Here is a 16,329-nt window from a genome sequence, read left to right as displayed (position 1 = left end):
TTCTAACTCCATTTTAATTTTTTATGGTCATAAGTTCATGAGTAATAACTGCAAAAAATTAGAGGTAAATTTCTCTACCCCTAATTTTTTATTTATTTAATTCTTCTTCCATAGTCCTTACAAGTTCAGCAAATTTTTCTTCTTCCAGATCTGTAAAACGACCTAAGCTTGGTGAGTCTAGGTCCAAGACTCCAATAACTTCATTCTTAACAAGGATTGGCAAGACTAATTCTGAATTAGATGCCGAGTCGCAGGCAACGTGCCCTGGGAAGTCATGAACATTTTCTATTCTCATAATTTTTTTATCCTTCCAGGCTGCCACGCAAACTCCTTCCTCAGCAAGTCTTGTGCAGGCAGGTAGACCTTGGAAGGGTCCTAGGACTAATTCATCTTCCTTCACAAGATAAAAGCCTGCCCAGTTTAAATCTTCCACTACATTAAATATTACTGAAGAAATATTTGCCATCATGGCGATCATATCTGCCTCAGTTTTTATAGTGGCTCTACCAAAGTCCACCATGTAGTCAAGTCTTTCCTTATTGTCTAAGTTTTCTATTCCCTTAAGTTCTAAAGTCATACTTCCTCATCTTTTATAAACTACGTTTCCGCCAACGACTGTCATCCTTGGTTTAATGTCCTTGATATCCATTGGGTCAATTGTAAAGATGTCCTCGTCTAAAACTACAAAGTCTGCCAAGAAATCTTTTTTGATCCTTCCCTTGATGTCTTCTTGGAATTCTACGTAAGCAGATTCTACTGTGTAGGCATCAATGGCCTCGTAGATGTCCACGCACTCCTTAGGATAAAATCCTCCCTGTGGATTCCCATTTTTGTCCTTGCGAGTCACTGCCATGTAAATATTGGGGAAGGGATTTAAGTTTTCCACTGGTGCATCAGTGCCATAGGCAACGTGTGCTCCAAGGTCCTTTAGGCTCTTAAAGGCATAGGATGTTGATGCAAGTTCTTTGCCACATCTGTCTTCCACAACCTTCATATCGTAGTCCAAGAAGATTGGTTGTGCCATGACACAGATGTCATCTCTTGCAATTCGCTCAACTAATTCTCTATCTGTTATTTGACAGTGAACTAGTGTGTGGCGCAGAGAATTTTTGCCATCTTTAAAGGAATCTTCGTAGCATTTTACTGTATCTTCAATTGCCTTGTCGCCAATTACATGAGTTATTACTTGGAGATTATTTTCACTAGCAAGCTTAACATACTTTCTCATCTCTTGATCCTTGATCCAAGGAAGTCCATGGTTGTCCCTGTCATCATTGTAGCCATTACGCATTAGGGCAGTCCTTGCACCAAGGGATCCATCCTTAAATAACTTCAAGGGTCCAAGCTTTAAATAATTTGTATCATATTCCTTTTCTTTGTTAGAGTATTCTCCGTCAGACAAATATTTTTCAAATTCAGAAAAGTTGTTAAAGCAAACTTGATGTCTGTATCTAATTTTTTTATTTTCTTTATAAATATCCTTTAATAGTTCAAAAGCCACTGGTCCATTCATAAAAGTTGTGCCAACATCATTTGATTGCACAGATGTAAGTCCACAAGAAACTGCATAGTCCATTGTCTCAATTAACATCTCGCGTCTTTCTTCAAGAGTGAAATCTGGTATTACATCCTTGGCAAAGTTGCAGGCATTGGCAGTGTAAACTCCGCTTGGATAGCCATCCTCGCCTATTAAAAATTCTCCGTCAGGATATTGTGGGCTGTCCTTTGTAAGTCCAAGGATTTCTATGACCTTTGTGTTTGATGAAACTATGTGGCCGCAAACTCTTTCAAGAACAATTGGAATTTCTTTTGAGATTTTATCTAAGTCAAAGCGATTGGGTATTCTCTTTTCGCCAGTAAATAAATCTTGATTCCATCCAATAGCGTGAATGCCCTTTTCACATCTCTTTGGATTTTTTTTCATGAAATCCTTACATCTTTCAATCATTTCTTCAATGGACTCTACTCCTTCTATGTCAACTTGGTTCATGCTTTCACCAAATTGCATAAAGTGTAGGTGTGAATCGTTTAGGCCTGGAATTATGGTCTTTCCTTGGCAGTCAATTTTTACTGCCTCAGGATATTTTTCTAGGAGGTTTTCACTTTCTCCTACTTCCTTTATAAACTCATCTTCAAGATAAATTGCCTCTTGAAATTCGTCTCTATTGACATAAACCTTTCCATTGTAAAATAACTTTTTCATCTTATACTCCTTTTTCTTTTTTTAATTTTGCATCAAAAATCATATAAGTGATTGCTCCAAGAATTGGCACTATAAGTCCAGTAAGCCCTGTGATTGGGTCTTCCATTGCACCTTGTACAACAAGACCTGCAAAAATTAGGGCTGTAATAACTACAGAGACTGGATAGAACCAAACTTTGTAAGGTCTTTCAATCTTTGGATATTTTTTTCTAAGAATTGGAACAGATAAAATTGTAAGAACGGAGAAAATCATTCCTGTGATTACAACCATGTTAGTAAGTTGGTCTAGGTTTGATGCCATAACGAGTAGGCAAGAAAATATACATTGGACAATTATTGGTGCACTTGGGACTTTGTACTTTGGATGAAGTTTTGCAAAGGCCTTGAAAAAGTGGCCTTCCACTGCCATTGCATAGTACATCCTTGGTTGGGCAAGTATAAGTCCATTTAAAGTACCAAACATGGCAAGCACCATACCTGTACTTACAATAATTACACCGGCGTGACCAAACACTCTCTTTGCAACTTCTGTGCCTAGGTATAGGTCTCCACCCTCTATCATAGAGACAATTTCGTCGTGAGGTATAACTTTCATAATAGCAAAATTAAATAGAGTGTACAAAATTGTTATGCCACCAATTCCAATTATTAGTGCCAAAGGCAAATTTTTGTGGGGCTCTTTTATTTCTTCTGCAACTGTGTTTAAGTTTGTCCAGCCTTCGTATGCCCAAAGAGTTGCAACAACTGCTATGGCAATCATGCCAAAAATACTTGTGTCACTTGTCTTTGAATATTCAATAGCAGAACCTAGGCTCAAATCAGGGCTTATCTTTCCAACGAAAAGTGCAGCTACCATTACCATTCCAATGGGAAGAAGTTTTGCCACCATGGATATGTTTTGCAAAATTGATGAAGCCTTAACTCCAAATAAATTGTAAACTGTTAGGGCAATAATCAAGAATATTGCAGCCATTTTTATTCCAAAATCTGAAATGTCAAAAAAACTTTTAAAGACAGACATAAGTGCAATTGCAACAGCGGCAACTGAACCAGGTCCACCTACTATCCAATCAGTAAATCCAGAGATGAATCCAACTATTGGGTGATAAGCTTCATTTAAGTAGACAATTCTTCCGCCAGCCTTTGGCATAGCTGTGCCAAGCTCTGCATAGCAAAGTCCTCCAAAAAGTGTAATAAGACCGCCAATAATCCAGCAGATAAGTGCCAGACCTGAATTCATATTTGTCCTTTGAAGTACATAGGATCCAAGATAAAAAATTCCTGAGCCTATCATAATTCCACCGATAATACTTACACCACCAAAGACTCCGATTTCTCTCTTAAATTCGGTATTCTCTGTAGTTAATTTTTCAATTTCCTTTGAATTGTTATTCATAGTACACCTCTTTCCCTTGGATTTTTAATTCTTAGTTATTAATTTTTATTTTTAATTTTTATTTTTTTAGTTCTTAAAGCTGTGAACTGGAGCAGGAATAAATCCTCCTCTTGCAGCAAATCTTTCACTGCTTCCCGCATGAACTGGAATAATAGGAGCTGAACCAAGTAATCCTCCAAAGGTTGCCTCTTCGCCAACGCCCTTTCCTATTACTGGAATGAGTCTAACGGCAGTTGTCTTTTGATTTATAATTCCAATCATGGCTTCGTCGGCAATTATTGCAGCAATTGTTGATGCCTTAGTGTCTCCTGGAATTGCAATCATGTCGAGACCAACTGAGCACACGCAAGTCATGGCTTCAAGCTTATCTAGTCCAATGTGACCATTTCTTGCAGCTTCAATCATGCCTTCGTCTTCACTTACTGGTATGAAGGCACCAGAAAGTCCGCCAACATGGTCAGATGCCATTATGCCGCCTTTTTTCACTGCGTCATTTAACATGGCAAGGGCAGCTGTAGTTCCATGTCCGCCTGCAAATTCTACGCCAATTTCTTCTAGGATTCTTGCAACAGAATCACCAATTGCTGGTGTTGGTGCAAGGGATAGGTCAATTGTTCCAAAGGGAACTCCCACCTTATTTGCAACTTCTGTGCCGATTAGTTCGCCAAGCCTTGTGATTTTAAAGGCAGTTTTCTTAATAGTTTCTGAAACTACATCAAAGCTTTTGCCCTTAACTTTTTCTAGAGCATACTTAACTACACCTGGACCAGATACTCCAACGTGAAGGACTACATCGCCCATGCCAACTCCGTGAAAGGCTCCTGCCATAAAGGGATTGTCTTCCACTGCATTGGCAAAGACAACAAGCTTTGCACAGCCAATGGAGTCTGCATCCTTAGTATTTTCTGCAGTGGCAACAATTTTTTCGCCAATTAATTTAACTGCATCCATGTTTAGACCTTTTTTTGTTGTCCCAACATTTACTGATGAACAAACTTTTTCTGTTTCAGCAAGGGCGCGAGGAATTGAATTAATTAAAATTTCATCAGCTGGCGTCATTTCTCCATGAACTAGGGCAGAAAAACCACCTATGAAGTCAACGCCAATTTCCTTTGCAGCCCTATCTAGTGTCCTTGCAAATTCTGTGTAGTCTTTTTCCTCAGTTGCCCCTGCTATAAGTGCAATAGGTGTAACTGAAACTCTCTTGTTTACAATTTCTACGCCATATTTTTTGCCGATTTCATTGGCATAGTCAACTAAGTGCTTGCCGTACTTAATAATTTTATTGTAAATTTTTTCGCGAGCAGCCTCGCCATCTTTATCTATACAGTCTAAAAGTGATATGCCAAGAGTTACAGTCCTAATGTCTAGGTTCTCTTGGTCAAGCATCCTAACTGTCTCTAATATTCTTCTCTTATCCATAATAGCTCCTTAAATTTGGTGCATCTTGTCAAAGATACCTTGGTGTTGAACCCTAATAGAAAGATCTAATTCTTCGCCAAGTTTTTCGTAGGCGTCAACAACTTCTTGGAACTCAACATTCATCTTAGTCAAGTCAACTATTACAATCATTGTAAAGTAATCGTCTAAAATTGTTTGTGTGATGTCCACAATATTTAGATCGAATTCCACCATCTTCTTTACTACTTCATATACAATTCCGATTTTGTCGCTACCAATAACAGTTATAACAGCTCTCATAATTTCCCCCTCATTTAAAATTATAATTATTATACCATAATTTAATGCTTTAATAATATTTTTGTAATTGAAAGTCTCCTTGCTTTATTATATTATAAGAAAAAAGGAGAAAACCATGAAAAATATAAAAATTATTATAATTTCTTTAATTGCAATTTTATTTTTCACTGCTTGTGGGAAAAATGAAAATTCAAGTAAAGATCTAGCTGAAAAAAATAAAGTTGAAGAGAAAGAGAAAAATTCACAAGAAGAAAGTAAGTCAAGGCTTTTTATTGCAAGAGAAAATCTTGGCGAGTCAAGTGAAAAATTTCCTCTTGCAGAAATAAAAGGATCCTTAAGTGATGGTGACTACGAAAAAATTTTTATGGGAGTGACCTTTAATAACAAGGACACAGAAAAGACTGAAGATACAGCAGGAGATCTAATAATTTATTCTGATGGTAGAATAGTTAAACTTTCCAATGAAAAAGTTGATGGTATTTATAAAAACGAAGAAATTAGAAAAGGAAATTCAAAAATAATTGAGTCAAAGGATAATTTAAGAGACAAGGCCCTAGAACTCTTGCTTTCAAATCAAGTTCAAAATGTTGAAACTATGAAGAATCCTGGTGACCACCAAATTTATTGTACTCAATTAGTTAAGGACTTCTTTGAAGATGGAAAGTTGATTTTTCTTGCAATTGTAACTAATGAAAATTATTCCTACAAGAATGGAATTTTTAATAGCGAATCTGGCTACACTACTCCTATGGAACTTCGCTATGTCCTAGACCATGATAAGAATTTTGTCTTTGATGAAAAGATTGAAGCTATGGATGGGGCAGGATACGGACCTTCTATTCAAAAAATGGCTCGCGGTGACGAAGACATCTATGGCAAATTGATGTTTTCTGATAGAAGAAAGGAACACTACGATAGATTAATGGAAGAATTATTTTACAAGGCTCAGGAAAGTGGACTAAAGGACTTCACCCACAAGCTTGAAGAAGTTCCTGGCTACGAAAAAGATGTGGTCTACATCGAAAATGGACCAAACCATTACCCAGGCACAATAGAAATTGCCAAGAAAAAAGACTACGAAGAGGCAAAAAAGAAAGTAGGAACAGAAAATTGGACCTATTGTGAAGGAGTAGTTTATCACAAGGCCACTGGCATTGCTGTAAAAGGCATAATCGACTACTTTGAATAGAAAATAAATCAAAAATCCCTTGCTAAAAATCAGCAAGGGTATTTTTGTGTCCATATGAATTTTTCGCTCTTATTACTTGCAAGCCTCAATGAATTTTTTAAAAATCATATTCATTTCTTCATGGTCGTACATCATTTCTGGATGCCACTGTACTGCTAGGGCAAATTTTTTGTCCTCTAAGTAAGCTGCTTCAACAAGTCCTTCTTCTGAAAGTGCGGCAATCTTTAAGCCCTTACCTAGTTCATTTATGCCTTGGTGGTGGTAGGAGTTTGTCCAAATTTCATCTCTCTTAAAAATTTCATAAAGTGGAGAATCTTCTAAGATTTTTAGAGAATGTGATGGCTCATTTCTAAGTGAATTGCTCATTGAGTGTGCAGGAAATCCTGCTGATGGCAAGTCTTGGTGAATAGTTCCGCCAAGTGTGACATTTAAAATTTGAAGGCCTCTACAAATTCCAAGATAAGGTATGTCTTTTTCTAGGGCATACTCTGTCATAAAAATTTCTTGGTGGTCTCTTATGTTGTCAAAGTTACCAGCCTTTCCGCTATTTCTTTCCTTATAAATTCTTGGGTTTACATCGTGACCACCAGATAAAAGTAGACCGTCAACCTTATCAAGGACGTGAGTCATGTCTTCCATATTCTTTATATTTGGAATTAAAATTGGTATGCCACCATTTCTTTCTATTGCTCTAATATAATCTGCTGCCACAAGTTGCCAGTCTTGACCTTCAACTCCAATTTGTCCAACATCATTTTGAGAAATATCTCTAAGTGAGTTAATAGAAATTCCTATAATTGCTTTCATAATCTTCCTCCCCTATAATTTATGCTTTAATTATATCAAAGTGAATAATAAATTCATAATACATAAAGTTCTATGTTACCTTTATTGATTAAAAAATAAGGCTGATTTATAATAAAATAATCAGAGGTGTTTTATGAACTTAAAGAGACAATTTTTCAAATTTGTTATCCCATCAATAATTGCTATGTGGGTTTTTTCAATTTACACAATTGTCGACGGATTTTTTGTAGCAAATTTTGCCGGTGAATTAGAATTATCTGCAGTGACAATAGTTATTCCTTATGTCAATTTTCTCTTTGCCATTGCCATCATAACAGGCGTTGGCTCACAAACCATTATTGGCATTGAGCTTGGCAGGGGAAATCGTGACGAGGCAAATAAAGTCTTTACTTTTATACTTATTTTTATCCTTGCCTTTGCAGGTCTTCTTGCTGCCCTTGCACTAATTTTTATGGATAAAATAATTTTATTTTTGGGGGCAAATTCAACTTTATTTCCACTGTCTCACCAGTATTTATCTGTTATTGTATTCTTTTCGCCCTTTTATATAATTTCCTATGCCTTTGAAGTTCTTGTAAAGGTAGACGGCTTTCCTAGAACTGCAATAATAGGTGCAGTTTCTGCCTGCCTTACAAATATTATTTTAGATTATATTTTAATAGACAAGTTTCAAATGGGAGTAAGAGGTGCAGCTCTTGCTACGGGCATTGCGCAATTTTTATCTTGCCTAATATTTTTTATTCATTTTAGAGCTGCCAAGGGCTACCTTCGCTTTGTGAAAATTAAAATGAGGGCAAAAGAAATTTTGTCCTATTTAAAGACAACTGTTGCCTATGGTTTTGGGGAATTTATCTCTGAACTTAACACTGCAACCTTTGTCTTTATCTTTAATTTATTTATAATAAAGTATATCTCGCCAGAATTTTTATCTGCCTATGCAGTTATAAATTACCTCTCCGTCTTTGCAAATTCAACTTTCCAAGGAGTCTGCCACGGAACACTGCCACTTCTTTCTTACTATCATGGCTCAGAAGAGAGAGAAAAAAGTTTAAAGATTATAAAAATGAGCTTCATCTTTATTTTTATAATTTCCATAATTATGTATGCAATATCATATTTTGAGGCAGAAAAATTATTTTCTATGTTTTTGGAAAATAAAACTATGATTTCATCTTCCATTAGACCCCTAAGAATTTACGCCTTAATGTTTTTCTTGGCAGGACACAATTTATTTATAGCAACCCTTTCTTCTGCCATTGGAAATCCAAAATATTCCATAGTAATAAATATAATGAGAGGATCAATCGCCCTCTTCTTCTCCATTTACCTATCAGTAATACTTTTTGGAGCAAGATATTTATTCCTGGGAGCCTTTATATCTGAATTTATAGTATTTTTAATTGCAATGTATTCTCTAAAGAAGATGACAGAAAAACCAAAACTACAAAGAGCTTAAAAAAAGGAAGTCGCTTATGACTTCCTTTAATTTTTTATATTTACAAAGGCTTGCTCCTTTTTATTTGAATTTATTTATATTTTAAAAATAATTGTTTTTAATAAATTATCTAAAAATGGCTTGACTATATATATATATATATAGAATTGACTTAGGTACATGTAAGGGATTAATTGGTACCAAGTTATAAATAAAAGGAGGTAAAAATGAAGAAAAAATATTTATCTTTATTTCTCGCATTAATAATGATTTTAGGAGTGATTCCTACAAGTATTTTTGCTGGAACAGGAACGCAAAAATATACAATCACTTTTATAGCATCAAAGGATGTGGGCAATAGAGATTATGGTATCGAGGGTATCGAGGGCAAAGGAAGTGTCAGTGTAGATGGTGGAAAGTACTATAGTTTTAAAAACAAAGGTAATGAGCTTAGTTACTACATTGACGGTAAGAAAGTAAATGTAATAGATCTTAAAAAGAATACAAGTGTCTATGTAGATGTTAGCGGTTGGGGACAAGATTACTACCCTGAAGAAGACTTTGATAAAAAACCTGAGGGCTATGTAGTCGCTACATTTAAATCTGGTGACCATGGAAAATTTGGTAGTTACAAGGGTTCAGGTTCTGAATCAGAAAGAAAGTTCTATGTTCCAAAATTTAAAGAAGTGGATTTAAGTTATGCTGTTTATTTTACTGATATTGACAGAGGTTGGGTTGATAAGGGATATGATAAGCCTTCAAGAGAAGGTTCCTTTGACAATAACCTTAAGGGAACCTTTACAAGTGATACTAGCTTTAATGCTAAATATGAAAAAAAAGACTTTACACATAAGTTTATTAAAATTAATAATCAAGAGATTACAAAGACCCTTCCTGCCCAAGCTACTTATGGAGAATTAAAGTTGATAGCAGGTAAAGCCGTATCAAAGCCAGGTGACGGATCTAAGTTTATAGGCTGGCAAGAATACTCCATTGTTAATGGAGAAGAAGTAAAAGGCCGCTTGCTTGACTTCAACCAATCCAGTAATTGGGTTATAGATGGTCCAAAAGTTTTTAAAGAAATTTGGTCAAAAGACCATCAAGTTAAATTTTACCAAGAATATAGTGATTGGTCTGATTTAGAACTTGTAAAACATGGAGAAAAAATAAAAAGTAGACATAAGAGTAATTCCACTAAGTATTATGAAATCACAAAACTTGGTTACTTTGACAATAGTATTGGTAGATGGATTCCACCTACTTATGACAAAAGCAAAGAGTTTAACTTGGATACTCCAATAGAACGAGACTATAATATTTTAGAAGTTTATAGTTTTTCTCATGATAAAGATTTAACACTTTTTGTTTCCACATTCCCTAAAAAGGATTACGACACTTCTAAAGAAGGAGAAAAGAAAGTAGACTTGACTGGACTTGTTGTTGGTGTAAAAAAGGGCGATGAGATTAAATATATCCCTTACGAAAATCTTAAAGCCCAAGGAATTACTACAGAACCACAACAAGGAGACCCTGTTGAAACTCTTGACGGTAAATCAATAAAAGTTACACTGGGCGATAACTTTGCATACTCTAGAGAAACTTTTAAAGTAAAGGACGATGGATTTAAGAAAGATTCTATTGAATCTATAAAAATAGCAAGTCAACCAAAACTTGATTACAAGTATGATGCCGATGATGAAAAGGCAAAGACATTAGATTTGTCAGCTTTAAGTGTCACATTAACAGATGCAAAAGGCAAAACTAGAACTGTTGAATTTAAAGATTTTGACTATTATGGTTTAACTACAAACCCTACAAATGGAAAAGTTTTAACTAAAGAAGATAACGGCAAACCTGTAAAAGTTAGTCTTAAATCTGACGAAAGTAAGTTTGCTGAAACAGAGAATTTAAAAGTAACTACTTCTAAATTTGATCCTGAAAAAGTTACTTCAATTGCTTTTGCAAAAGATACAAAGACGAATTATCTTGTAGGTCAAAAGCTTGATCTTACTAATTTAAAAGCAGTCCTTACAGATGAAAACGGAAATACTGAGGAAGTTCCTTATTCAGATTTTGCAAATAACAAAATCACACTTACATTTGAAGGTGGTGCTTTAGATAAGGATTTAACTAAAGAAGATAATGTCAAAAAGTTACTTCTTACTTTATATGGAAATAACACTCCTGCTGAACTAACAATTACTGTAGTAGAGTTTGATTCTTCTAATGTTAAATCTATTTCTGTTAAAACACAACCAAAGCTAGATTATTCTTCTGGAGATAAATTAGACTTATCCGGACTTGTTGTAGTCCTAAAAGATGCAAATGAAGCGACAAAAGAAGTTCCTTTCAAGGATTTTGCAAAAAATAAACTCACTACATCAATGGAAAATGGAACTCTTATTGAAAATCAAAAGGGTAAAATAAAAATTACTTTTGATGGAAAAGTATCTACAGAAACAGAGCCATTAAATGTAACTTATATTAAGCCTGAAGAAAGAATCTCAACAAAAGAAGAAACAGTTACAGAAACAATTCCTTTTAAAGTTGTTAAAAAATCAGACGATACACTTCCTCTTGGAGAAGAAAAAACTGAACAAGAAGGAAAAAACGGAAGTGCAGAAGTTAAGTATAAGGTAACATATAAGGGTACAACAGAAACTGCTAGAGAAGAACTATCTAGAGAAGTTAAAACTGCAGCAAAAGATAAAATTATTAGGGTTGGTACTAAGCTAGCAGAGGCAGAAGAAAAGTTTATCACAGTTGAAGAAGACATTCCTTTCGAAATTAAGGTCATAAATGACGAAAACTTTGAAGGTGAAAATCCAGAAGTTTCTGGTGGAGTTCTTGGAAAGAAAAAAGTAACTTATAAAAATGATAATGGCCAAAAGGGCGAACAAGTTAACGAAGAAATAATTTCTCCAGCACAAGACCTTGTAATTAAAAAGAAAACTTCACAAGATTTGCCTGATAGTCTTCCTAAAGAATTTACTCTTACAACAAGAGAAACTATACCTTTTGAAACTGAAATAACAAAAGACGACACAAAAGATGTTGGAACTAAAGAAGTTACTCAAGAGGGCGTAGACGGCGAAAAAGTTACTATTCAAAAATATAAGCTTGAGGGAGATAAGTATATTCCTGATGGTCAACCAAAAGTTGATGTAACACCGGCTCAAAATGAAAAGATAACAATTGGAACTAAAGAGGTTACTGTAGACGTAGAGGAAAAGGATGTTACAGAAAAAGTAAAGATTCCTTTTGAAACTGAAAGGAAAAATAACCCAAGTCTTGAAAAAGGACAAGAAAGATTAATTCAAGAAGGTAAAGACGGTGAAAAAGAAATAACTTACACTGTTAAAACTCGTGGAGACGAAGTGCTTTCTAAGACTAAAAAATCTGAAAAAGTAACCAAAGAGGCTACTCCTAAAATAATAGAAGTAGGCACAAAGGAAAGCGAAAGTCCTGCTCCAGCTCCAAGCCCAAATCCTGGTTATGATTGGTTTTATTCAAATTATAGGCCAAGATATTATTGGGATTATGAAAAGCTAAGTGCAGGTGTAACTACAAATAATATTAAGAATAAGGTAACAAAAACTATTTCTGAATCACTTCAATATGTTCTAACTATTGACAGTAAGATTTACGAAAGAATTGTTAACGGTCAATCTACAAGACTTACTCTTGATGTTGCTCCAATTATCCAAAACGACAGAACTATGCTTCCTATGAGATTTGTTGCCGAATCAATCGGTGCCAAGGTTGAATGGGATAATGCAACAAGAACGGCAATCTTCACTAAAGATGGTATTGTTGCAAAAATTCAAATTGATGGAAATAAAATTGTTTTATCAAATGGCGAAACAATAGTTATGGATTCTAAACCTCTTAATATTAATGACAGGATTCTACTTCCTATTACTAATATTTCAAGGGTATTCAATATGACAAATGGAAATACTACTGACGGAATAGCTCAAGATATTGAATGGAATGCAACTGAAAGAAGTGTAACTATTAATGTTAAGTAAAAATAACTGATTCTGCTTATATAATTTATAATGCAGCAAAAAAGACGAGGTATACTTTAAAGTGTCCTCGTCTTTTTTTATTTTCAATAATTTTTTAGTCCAAATATTTTATAAATTCTTCAGGAATATTTTCTGCCAGGTATCCCAGTCCACAAATGTCTGGACCAACATGAGCTGCTATTGTTTGACCTATCTCTAGGGGCAAAAACTTGTGGTAATTTTCTTTTTCTAGTTTAGAAATAAGGGGGGCTAAAATTTCCTTGTCGTCTGCATAAACTGGGAAGACTCTGTCCCTTCCATCTGCTGTGGAATTTTCTGAAATAATTTCCATCATCCTTCTGTAGGATTTATTTTTGCCACGAACAATTTCTGACACATAAAGTTTTCCTTCCCCATCAACTTCAAGGATTGGCAAAATATTTAAGACGCTAGAAATTCTCGCCTTAGTCCTAGAAACTCTGCCGCCTTCATAGAGATATTTTAAATCAAAAACTGTAAAGATGTGTTTGGTGTTTTTCACCAAAAATTTTATAAGGCTCAAAACTTCTTCGTAGCTTGCTCCATTTTTTGCCGCAAGTCCTGCAAAGTATGTTATTTGACCAAAGCCAACTGAGGCTGCAAGGGAGTCAATTACTTCCATTTTTACAGGATATTTTTCTTCTATTTCCTTTTTTGCCATGTAGGCATTAGCATAAGTCCCGCTGAGTCCCGATGAAAGTGTGATGCAAATAAAACTTTTGCCCTTACTTGCCAAGTCTTCAAATTTCTGCAAATATTCGTAATATGTTATTTGACTAGTTTTAAAAAATTTGCCATCTCTCATCTCTTGGTAAATTTCCTTATTAGTCATTTCTTCTTTTAGGTCTTCGCCCTTGTCATCTGTGCTTTTTATTTTTAAAACTTCTATATCAAGTTCTTCAATTGTCTTTAAATCTAAGTCGCATGAAGAATCAGATATTATTTTAAATGCCATTTGTCCCTCCTGTGTACTTATTTTAACTTTTTTATAGTCTCTATTGTCTTATCTATTTCATCCTCATTGTTAAAATAGGAAAGTGAAAGTCTCACTATGCCCTGACTTTTTGTTCCCACTCTCTCGTGAAAGAGTGGCGCACAGTGTATTCCTCCCCTTGATGCAATTTTACTCATCTCATATAATTTTTCTGATACTTTTGATGAAGGATAGTCCTTGTAGTTAAAGGAAACTATGGATGAATCATTTTCATTTGAATATAATTTTATTCCAGGAACATCTCTTATTCCCCAGAAAAGTTTTTTGCGAAGACCGTGAATTTTTGCTGAAACTTTATCTATTCCCACTTCATCAATAAATTTTACCCCAGCGCCTAGAGCAATAATTGAGTGAAAATTAATTGTACCATATTCGAATACATCGGGCATCTCTACTGGATTAAATCTTTCAAAGGAATTTACTCCGCTGCCGCCAGTAAAGACATTTCTAAATTTTTCGCCAGATAAATCTATTATTGCTCCAGTGCCACTTGGTCCAAAGAGGGCCTTGTGACCTGTTAGACAAAAAATTAGTCTTGGATATTTTCTCTCATTAAATTTTATTTTCACTGTGCCTGCAGCTTGTGCTCCGTCAATTATTACTAATAAATCGTGGTCTATGGCAAAGTCATAAAGGTAATCTAAGTCTGTCATAGCTCCACTTACATTGGACTCTGCAGTAATAACTATTGCCTTGGTGTTCTTCCTTAAATATTTATCCAAGTCCTCAAGTTTTAAATTGTAATTGTCATCAATATCTATAAAGGAAAGTTCTACGCCCATATCCTCAAGTTGATAAAGGGGCCTTAGGACAGAGTTGTGCTCTGTTAGGCTTGTTATAAGGTGGTCGCCTGCCTTAAAAAGAGATGACAAAGAGAGATTTAGTGATGTAGTTATATTTGCCGTAAAGGCAATATTAAGTGGATCTTCGATGCCAAAAAAATCTGCAAGGATTTCGCGAACATCGTAAACCGCCTGGCTTGAATTTATAGCTTCCTTATAAAATCCACGAGATGGATTGGAAAATTTTTTGCTGGCGACAGCTTCATATAAAGTTTTTGCCACCACATCTGGTTTTATAAGCGTGGTAGATGAATTGTCTAAGTAAATCATTTTTCACCAATCTTTATAATTTTTCTAGCAGAATTTTCTTCTAGGAACTTATAAATTCCCTTGGGACAAATATCTTTTTCACACAAAAAAATTTTTGCCTCTTCTAAATTCCCATCTAGCCTCACAGCAAATCCGCAGCCCTTGGATAACTCTTCAGGCACTGGTATTACTCTTGCAGCTAACTTGTTTTTTCTTAAAACTCTCTCTGCCTTTATTGATTTATTTGAAGAATCAAAGGTAAAGAGAAAGTATTCTAGCATGGTTTTACGACTCTATACTTAGTCATAATTTCGCAAATTCTATACATATTTGTTATTTCGCCAATTTTAAGTTGGTCTTTTAATTTATAATTTTCTAGGCAAAGTCCACAGGATAAAATTTCTGTTCCCTTTTCTTCTAATTTTTTAAAGTCTTCTACAGTTTTTTCATTTATTGTTGTCAAATGTACTCCGTGATTGTAGCACAAGATGTATTTTGGATGGCTATCCTCTTCTGATAGGGCATAAGTGAAGGATTCCATTAATTTTTTGGAAAATTCTTCTTCGCCAATGCCAAGTTTGTCTGATGAAAAGATTACTACATATTCATCGCTTACATCTTCAGATTTTTTCCCATCTGCTGATTTTTTTAGATGAACTTCGTAATCGGTCTTTGAATTTTCAACAATACTTGTCATATAGCCCAATTGGTCTGCCATCTTTTTTAAATTTTCTGTAGCAACTTCGTTATCCACTCTTACTAAAACTTCTTCTAAATTATTTTCACTAATTGCCCTTTTAGTCATAATCACTGGCCTTGGACAAGCATATCCTCTTGCATCAATTTCCATTTAAATCACCTTAAATTTTTTATTTTCTCTTGAGATTACACGACCAACATAAAAAGCAGGAATTCCACTTTCTTTCATTTCAGCTAAAATTTTATCTGCTACATCTTTTTTTGCAGCAAAAAGAAGTCCACCAGATGTCTGTGGGTCAAAGAGAACTTCTTCTAGGGCAAAGTCATCAAAAGTAAATTCAACCTTATCTTCTAGTGCCCTTCTATTTCTCTGACCTCCTGCTGTAAATAAAAATTCACTGGCAGCCTCATAACTTCCCGGCAAGAAATTTATTTGGTCGGCAAAAATTTCTACAGAGTCTTCAGTGCACTCGTCAAGATGACCAAGTAGACCAAAGCCAGTTACATCTGTGACAGAAGAAACTTTATACTTCTTTAAAATTTCTGCAGCATACTTATTTAATGTGGTCATATTTTTTATTGCCTCTATGTAATTTTCTTCTGAGGTCATTCCCACAGAATAGGCGCTCATAACTAGGCTAACGCCAAGAGGCTTTGTCAGAATAAAATAATCGCCCACTTCTGCGCCACTATTTGTCCAAATTTCATCGTTCTTCACAAGCCCTGTCACGCATTGACCAAATTTAATTTTTCTGTCGTGAATAG

The 16,329-nt window shown here is 34.9% G+C and carries 14 protein-coding genes; 3 read left to right on the top strand and 11 right to left on the bottom strand.

Annotated elements, in window-relative coordinates; translation table 11 throughout:
* Positions 1-88: 88 nt before the first annotated feature.
* From Q0U74_RS06945 to Q0U74_RS06925, 5 genes are all read right to left on the bottom strand, one after another.
* A complete protein-coding gene (locus tag Q0U74_RS06945) occupies positions 89-577 on the bottom strand; it encodes a GAF domain-containing protein (RefSeq protein ID WP_297393610.1) in 489 nt (162 codons plus the stop codon).
* Between the two features lie 6 nt (positions 578-583).
* Positions 584-2,203, bottom strand: a complete 1,620-nt coding sequence (locus Q0U74_RS06940) for an amidohydrolase (RefSeq protein ID WP_297393608.1) — start codon at positions 2,201-2,203, stop codon at positions 584-586.
* 1 nt (position 2,204) lies between these two features.
* Complete coding sequence (locus Q0U74_RS06935; protein WP_297393606.1) at positions 2,205-3,599, bottom strand: APC family permease; 1,395 nt, start codon at positions 3,597-3,599, stop codon at positions 2,205-2,207.
* A gap of 66 nt (positions 3,600-3,665) precedes the next feature.
* Positions 3,666-5,021 (bottom strand): PFL family protein, encoded by a 1,356-nt coding sequence (locus Q0U74_RS06930; protein WP_297393604.1) that lies wholly within the window; start codon positions 5,019-5,021, stop codon positions 3,666-3,668.
* A 9-nt stretch (positions 5,022-5,030) separates the two neighbouring features.
* Complete coding sequence (locus tag Q0U74_RS06925) at positions 5,031-5,300, bottom strand: ACT domain-containing protein (protein WP_019125287.1); 270 nt, start codon at positions 5,298-5,300, stop codon at positions 5,031-5,033.
* Positions 5,301-5,415: 115 nt separating this feature from the next.
* Between Q0U74_RS06925 and Q0U74_RS06920 the strand changes: the two genes are divergently transcribed.
* A complete protein-coding gene (locus tag Q0U74_RS06920; RefSeq protein ID WP_297393602.1) occupies positions 5,416-6,489 on the top strand; it encodes a hypothetical protein in 1,074 nt (357 codons plus the stop codon).
* Between the two features lie 72 nt (positions 6,490-6,561).
* Here Q0U74_RS06920 and Q0U74_RS06915 read toward each other — a convergent pair whose 3' ends face one another.
* Positions 6,562-7,296, bottom strand: coding sequence for a gamma-glutamyl-gamma-aminobutyrate hydrolase family protein (locus tag Q0U74_RS06915; protein ID WP_297393600.1), 735 nt, complete (start codon positions 7,294-7,296; stop codon positions 6,562-6,564).
* A 133-nt stretch (positions 7,297-7,429) separates the two neighbouring features.
* On the opposite strand from Q0U74_RS06915, the gene Q0U74_RS06910 reads away from it, so the two are divergent.
* Both Q0U74_RS06910 and Q0U74_RS06905 read left to right on the top strand, forming a co-directional pair.
* A complete protein-coding gene (locus Q0U74_RS06910; protein WP_297393598.1) occupies positions 7,430-8,752 on the top strand; it encodes an MATE family efflux transporter in 1,323 nt (440 codons plus the stop codon).
* A gap of 206 nt (positions 8,753-8,958) precedes the next feature.
* The gene (locus tag Q0U74_RS06905; RefSeq protein WP_297393596.1) at positions 8,959-12,762 is read left to right on the top strand and encodes a G5 domain-containing protein; all 3,804 of its coding nucleotides are present in this window, start codon (positions 8,959-8,961) and stop codon (positions 12,760-12,762) included.
* Positions 12,763-12,856: 94 nt separating this feature from the next.
* On the opposite strand, the gene Q0U74_RS06900 is transcribed toward Q0U74_RS06905, so the two are convergent.
* From Q0U74_RS06900 to selD, 5 genes are all read right to left on the bottom strand, one after another.
* Positions 12,857-13,735 carry a DegV family protein gene (locus tag Q0U74_RS06900; protein ID WP_297393594.1) on the bottom strand — a complete coding sequence of 293 codons (879 nt, stop codon included), beginning with the start codon at positions 13,733-13,735 and terminating at the stop codon, positions 12,857-12,859.
* 17 nt (positions 13,736-13,752) lie between these two features.
* Positions 13,753-14,886, bottom strand: a complete 1,134-nt coding sequence (locus tag Q0U74_RS06895) for an aminotransferase class V-fold PLP-dependent enzyme (RefSeq protein ID WP_297393592.1) — start codon at positions 14,884-14,886, stop codon at positions 13,753-13,755.
* Positions 14,883-15,146 carry a DUF3343 domain-containing protein gene (locus Q0U74_RS06890; protein ID WP_297393590.1) on the bottom strand — a complete coding sequence of 88 codons (264 nt, stop codon included), beginning with the start codon at positions 15,144-15,146 and terminating at the stop codon, positions 14,883-14,885. Before Q0U74_RS06890 ends, Q0U74_RS06895 begins: the two co-directional genes overlap by 4 nt.
* A complete protein-coding gene (yedF, locus tag Q0U74_RS06885; RefSeq protein ID WP_297393588.1) occupies positions 15,140-15,715 on the bottom strand; it encodes a sulfurtransferase-like selenium metabolism protein YedF in 576 nt (191 codons plus the stop codon). The genes Q0U74_RS06890 and yedF overlap by 7 nt, the downstream gene beginning before the upstream one ends.
* Positions 15,716-16,329: selenide, water dikinase SelD (gene selD, locus Q0U74_RS06880; protein WP_297393586.1), on the bottom strand; the 614-nt coding region annotated here is incomplete at its 5' end.

The organism is uncultured Peptoniphilus sp., from assembly GCF_946998875.1.
Taxonomy (GTDB): Bacteria; Bacillota; Clostridia; order Tissierellales; family Peptoniphilaceae; genus Peptoniphilus_A.
This window is presented reverse-complemented; position numbering and strand designations above follow the sequence as displayed.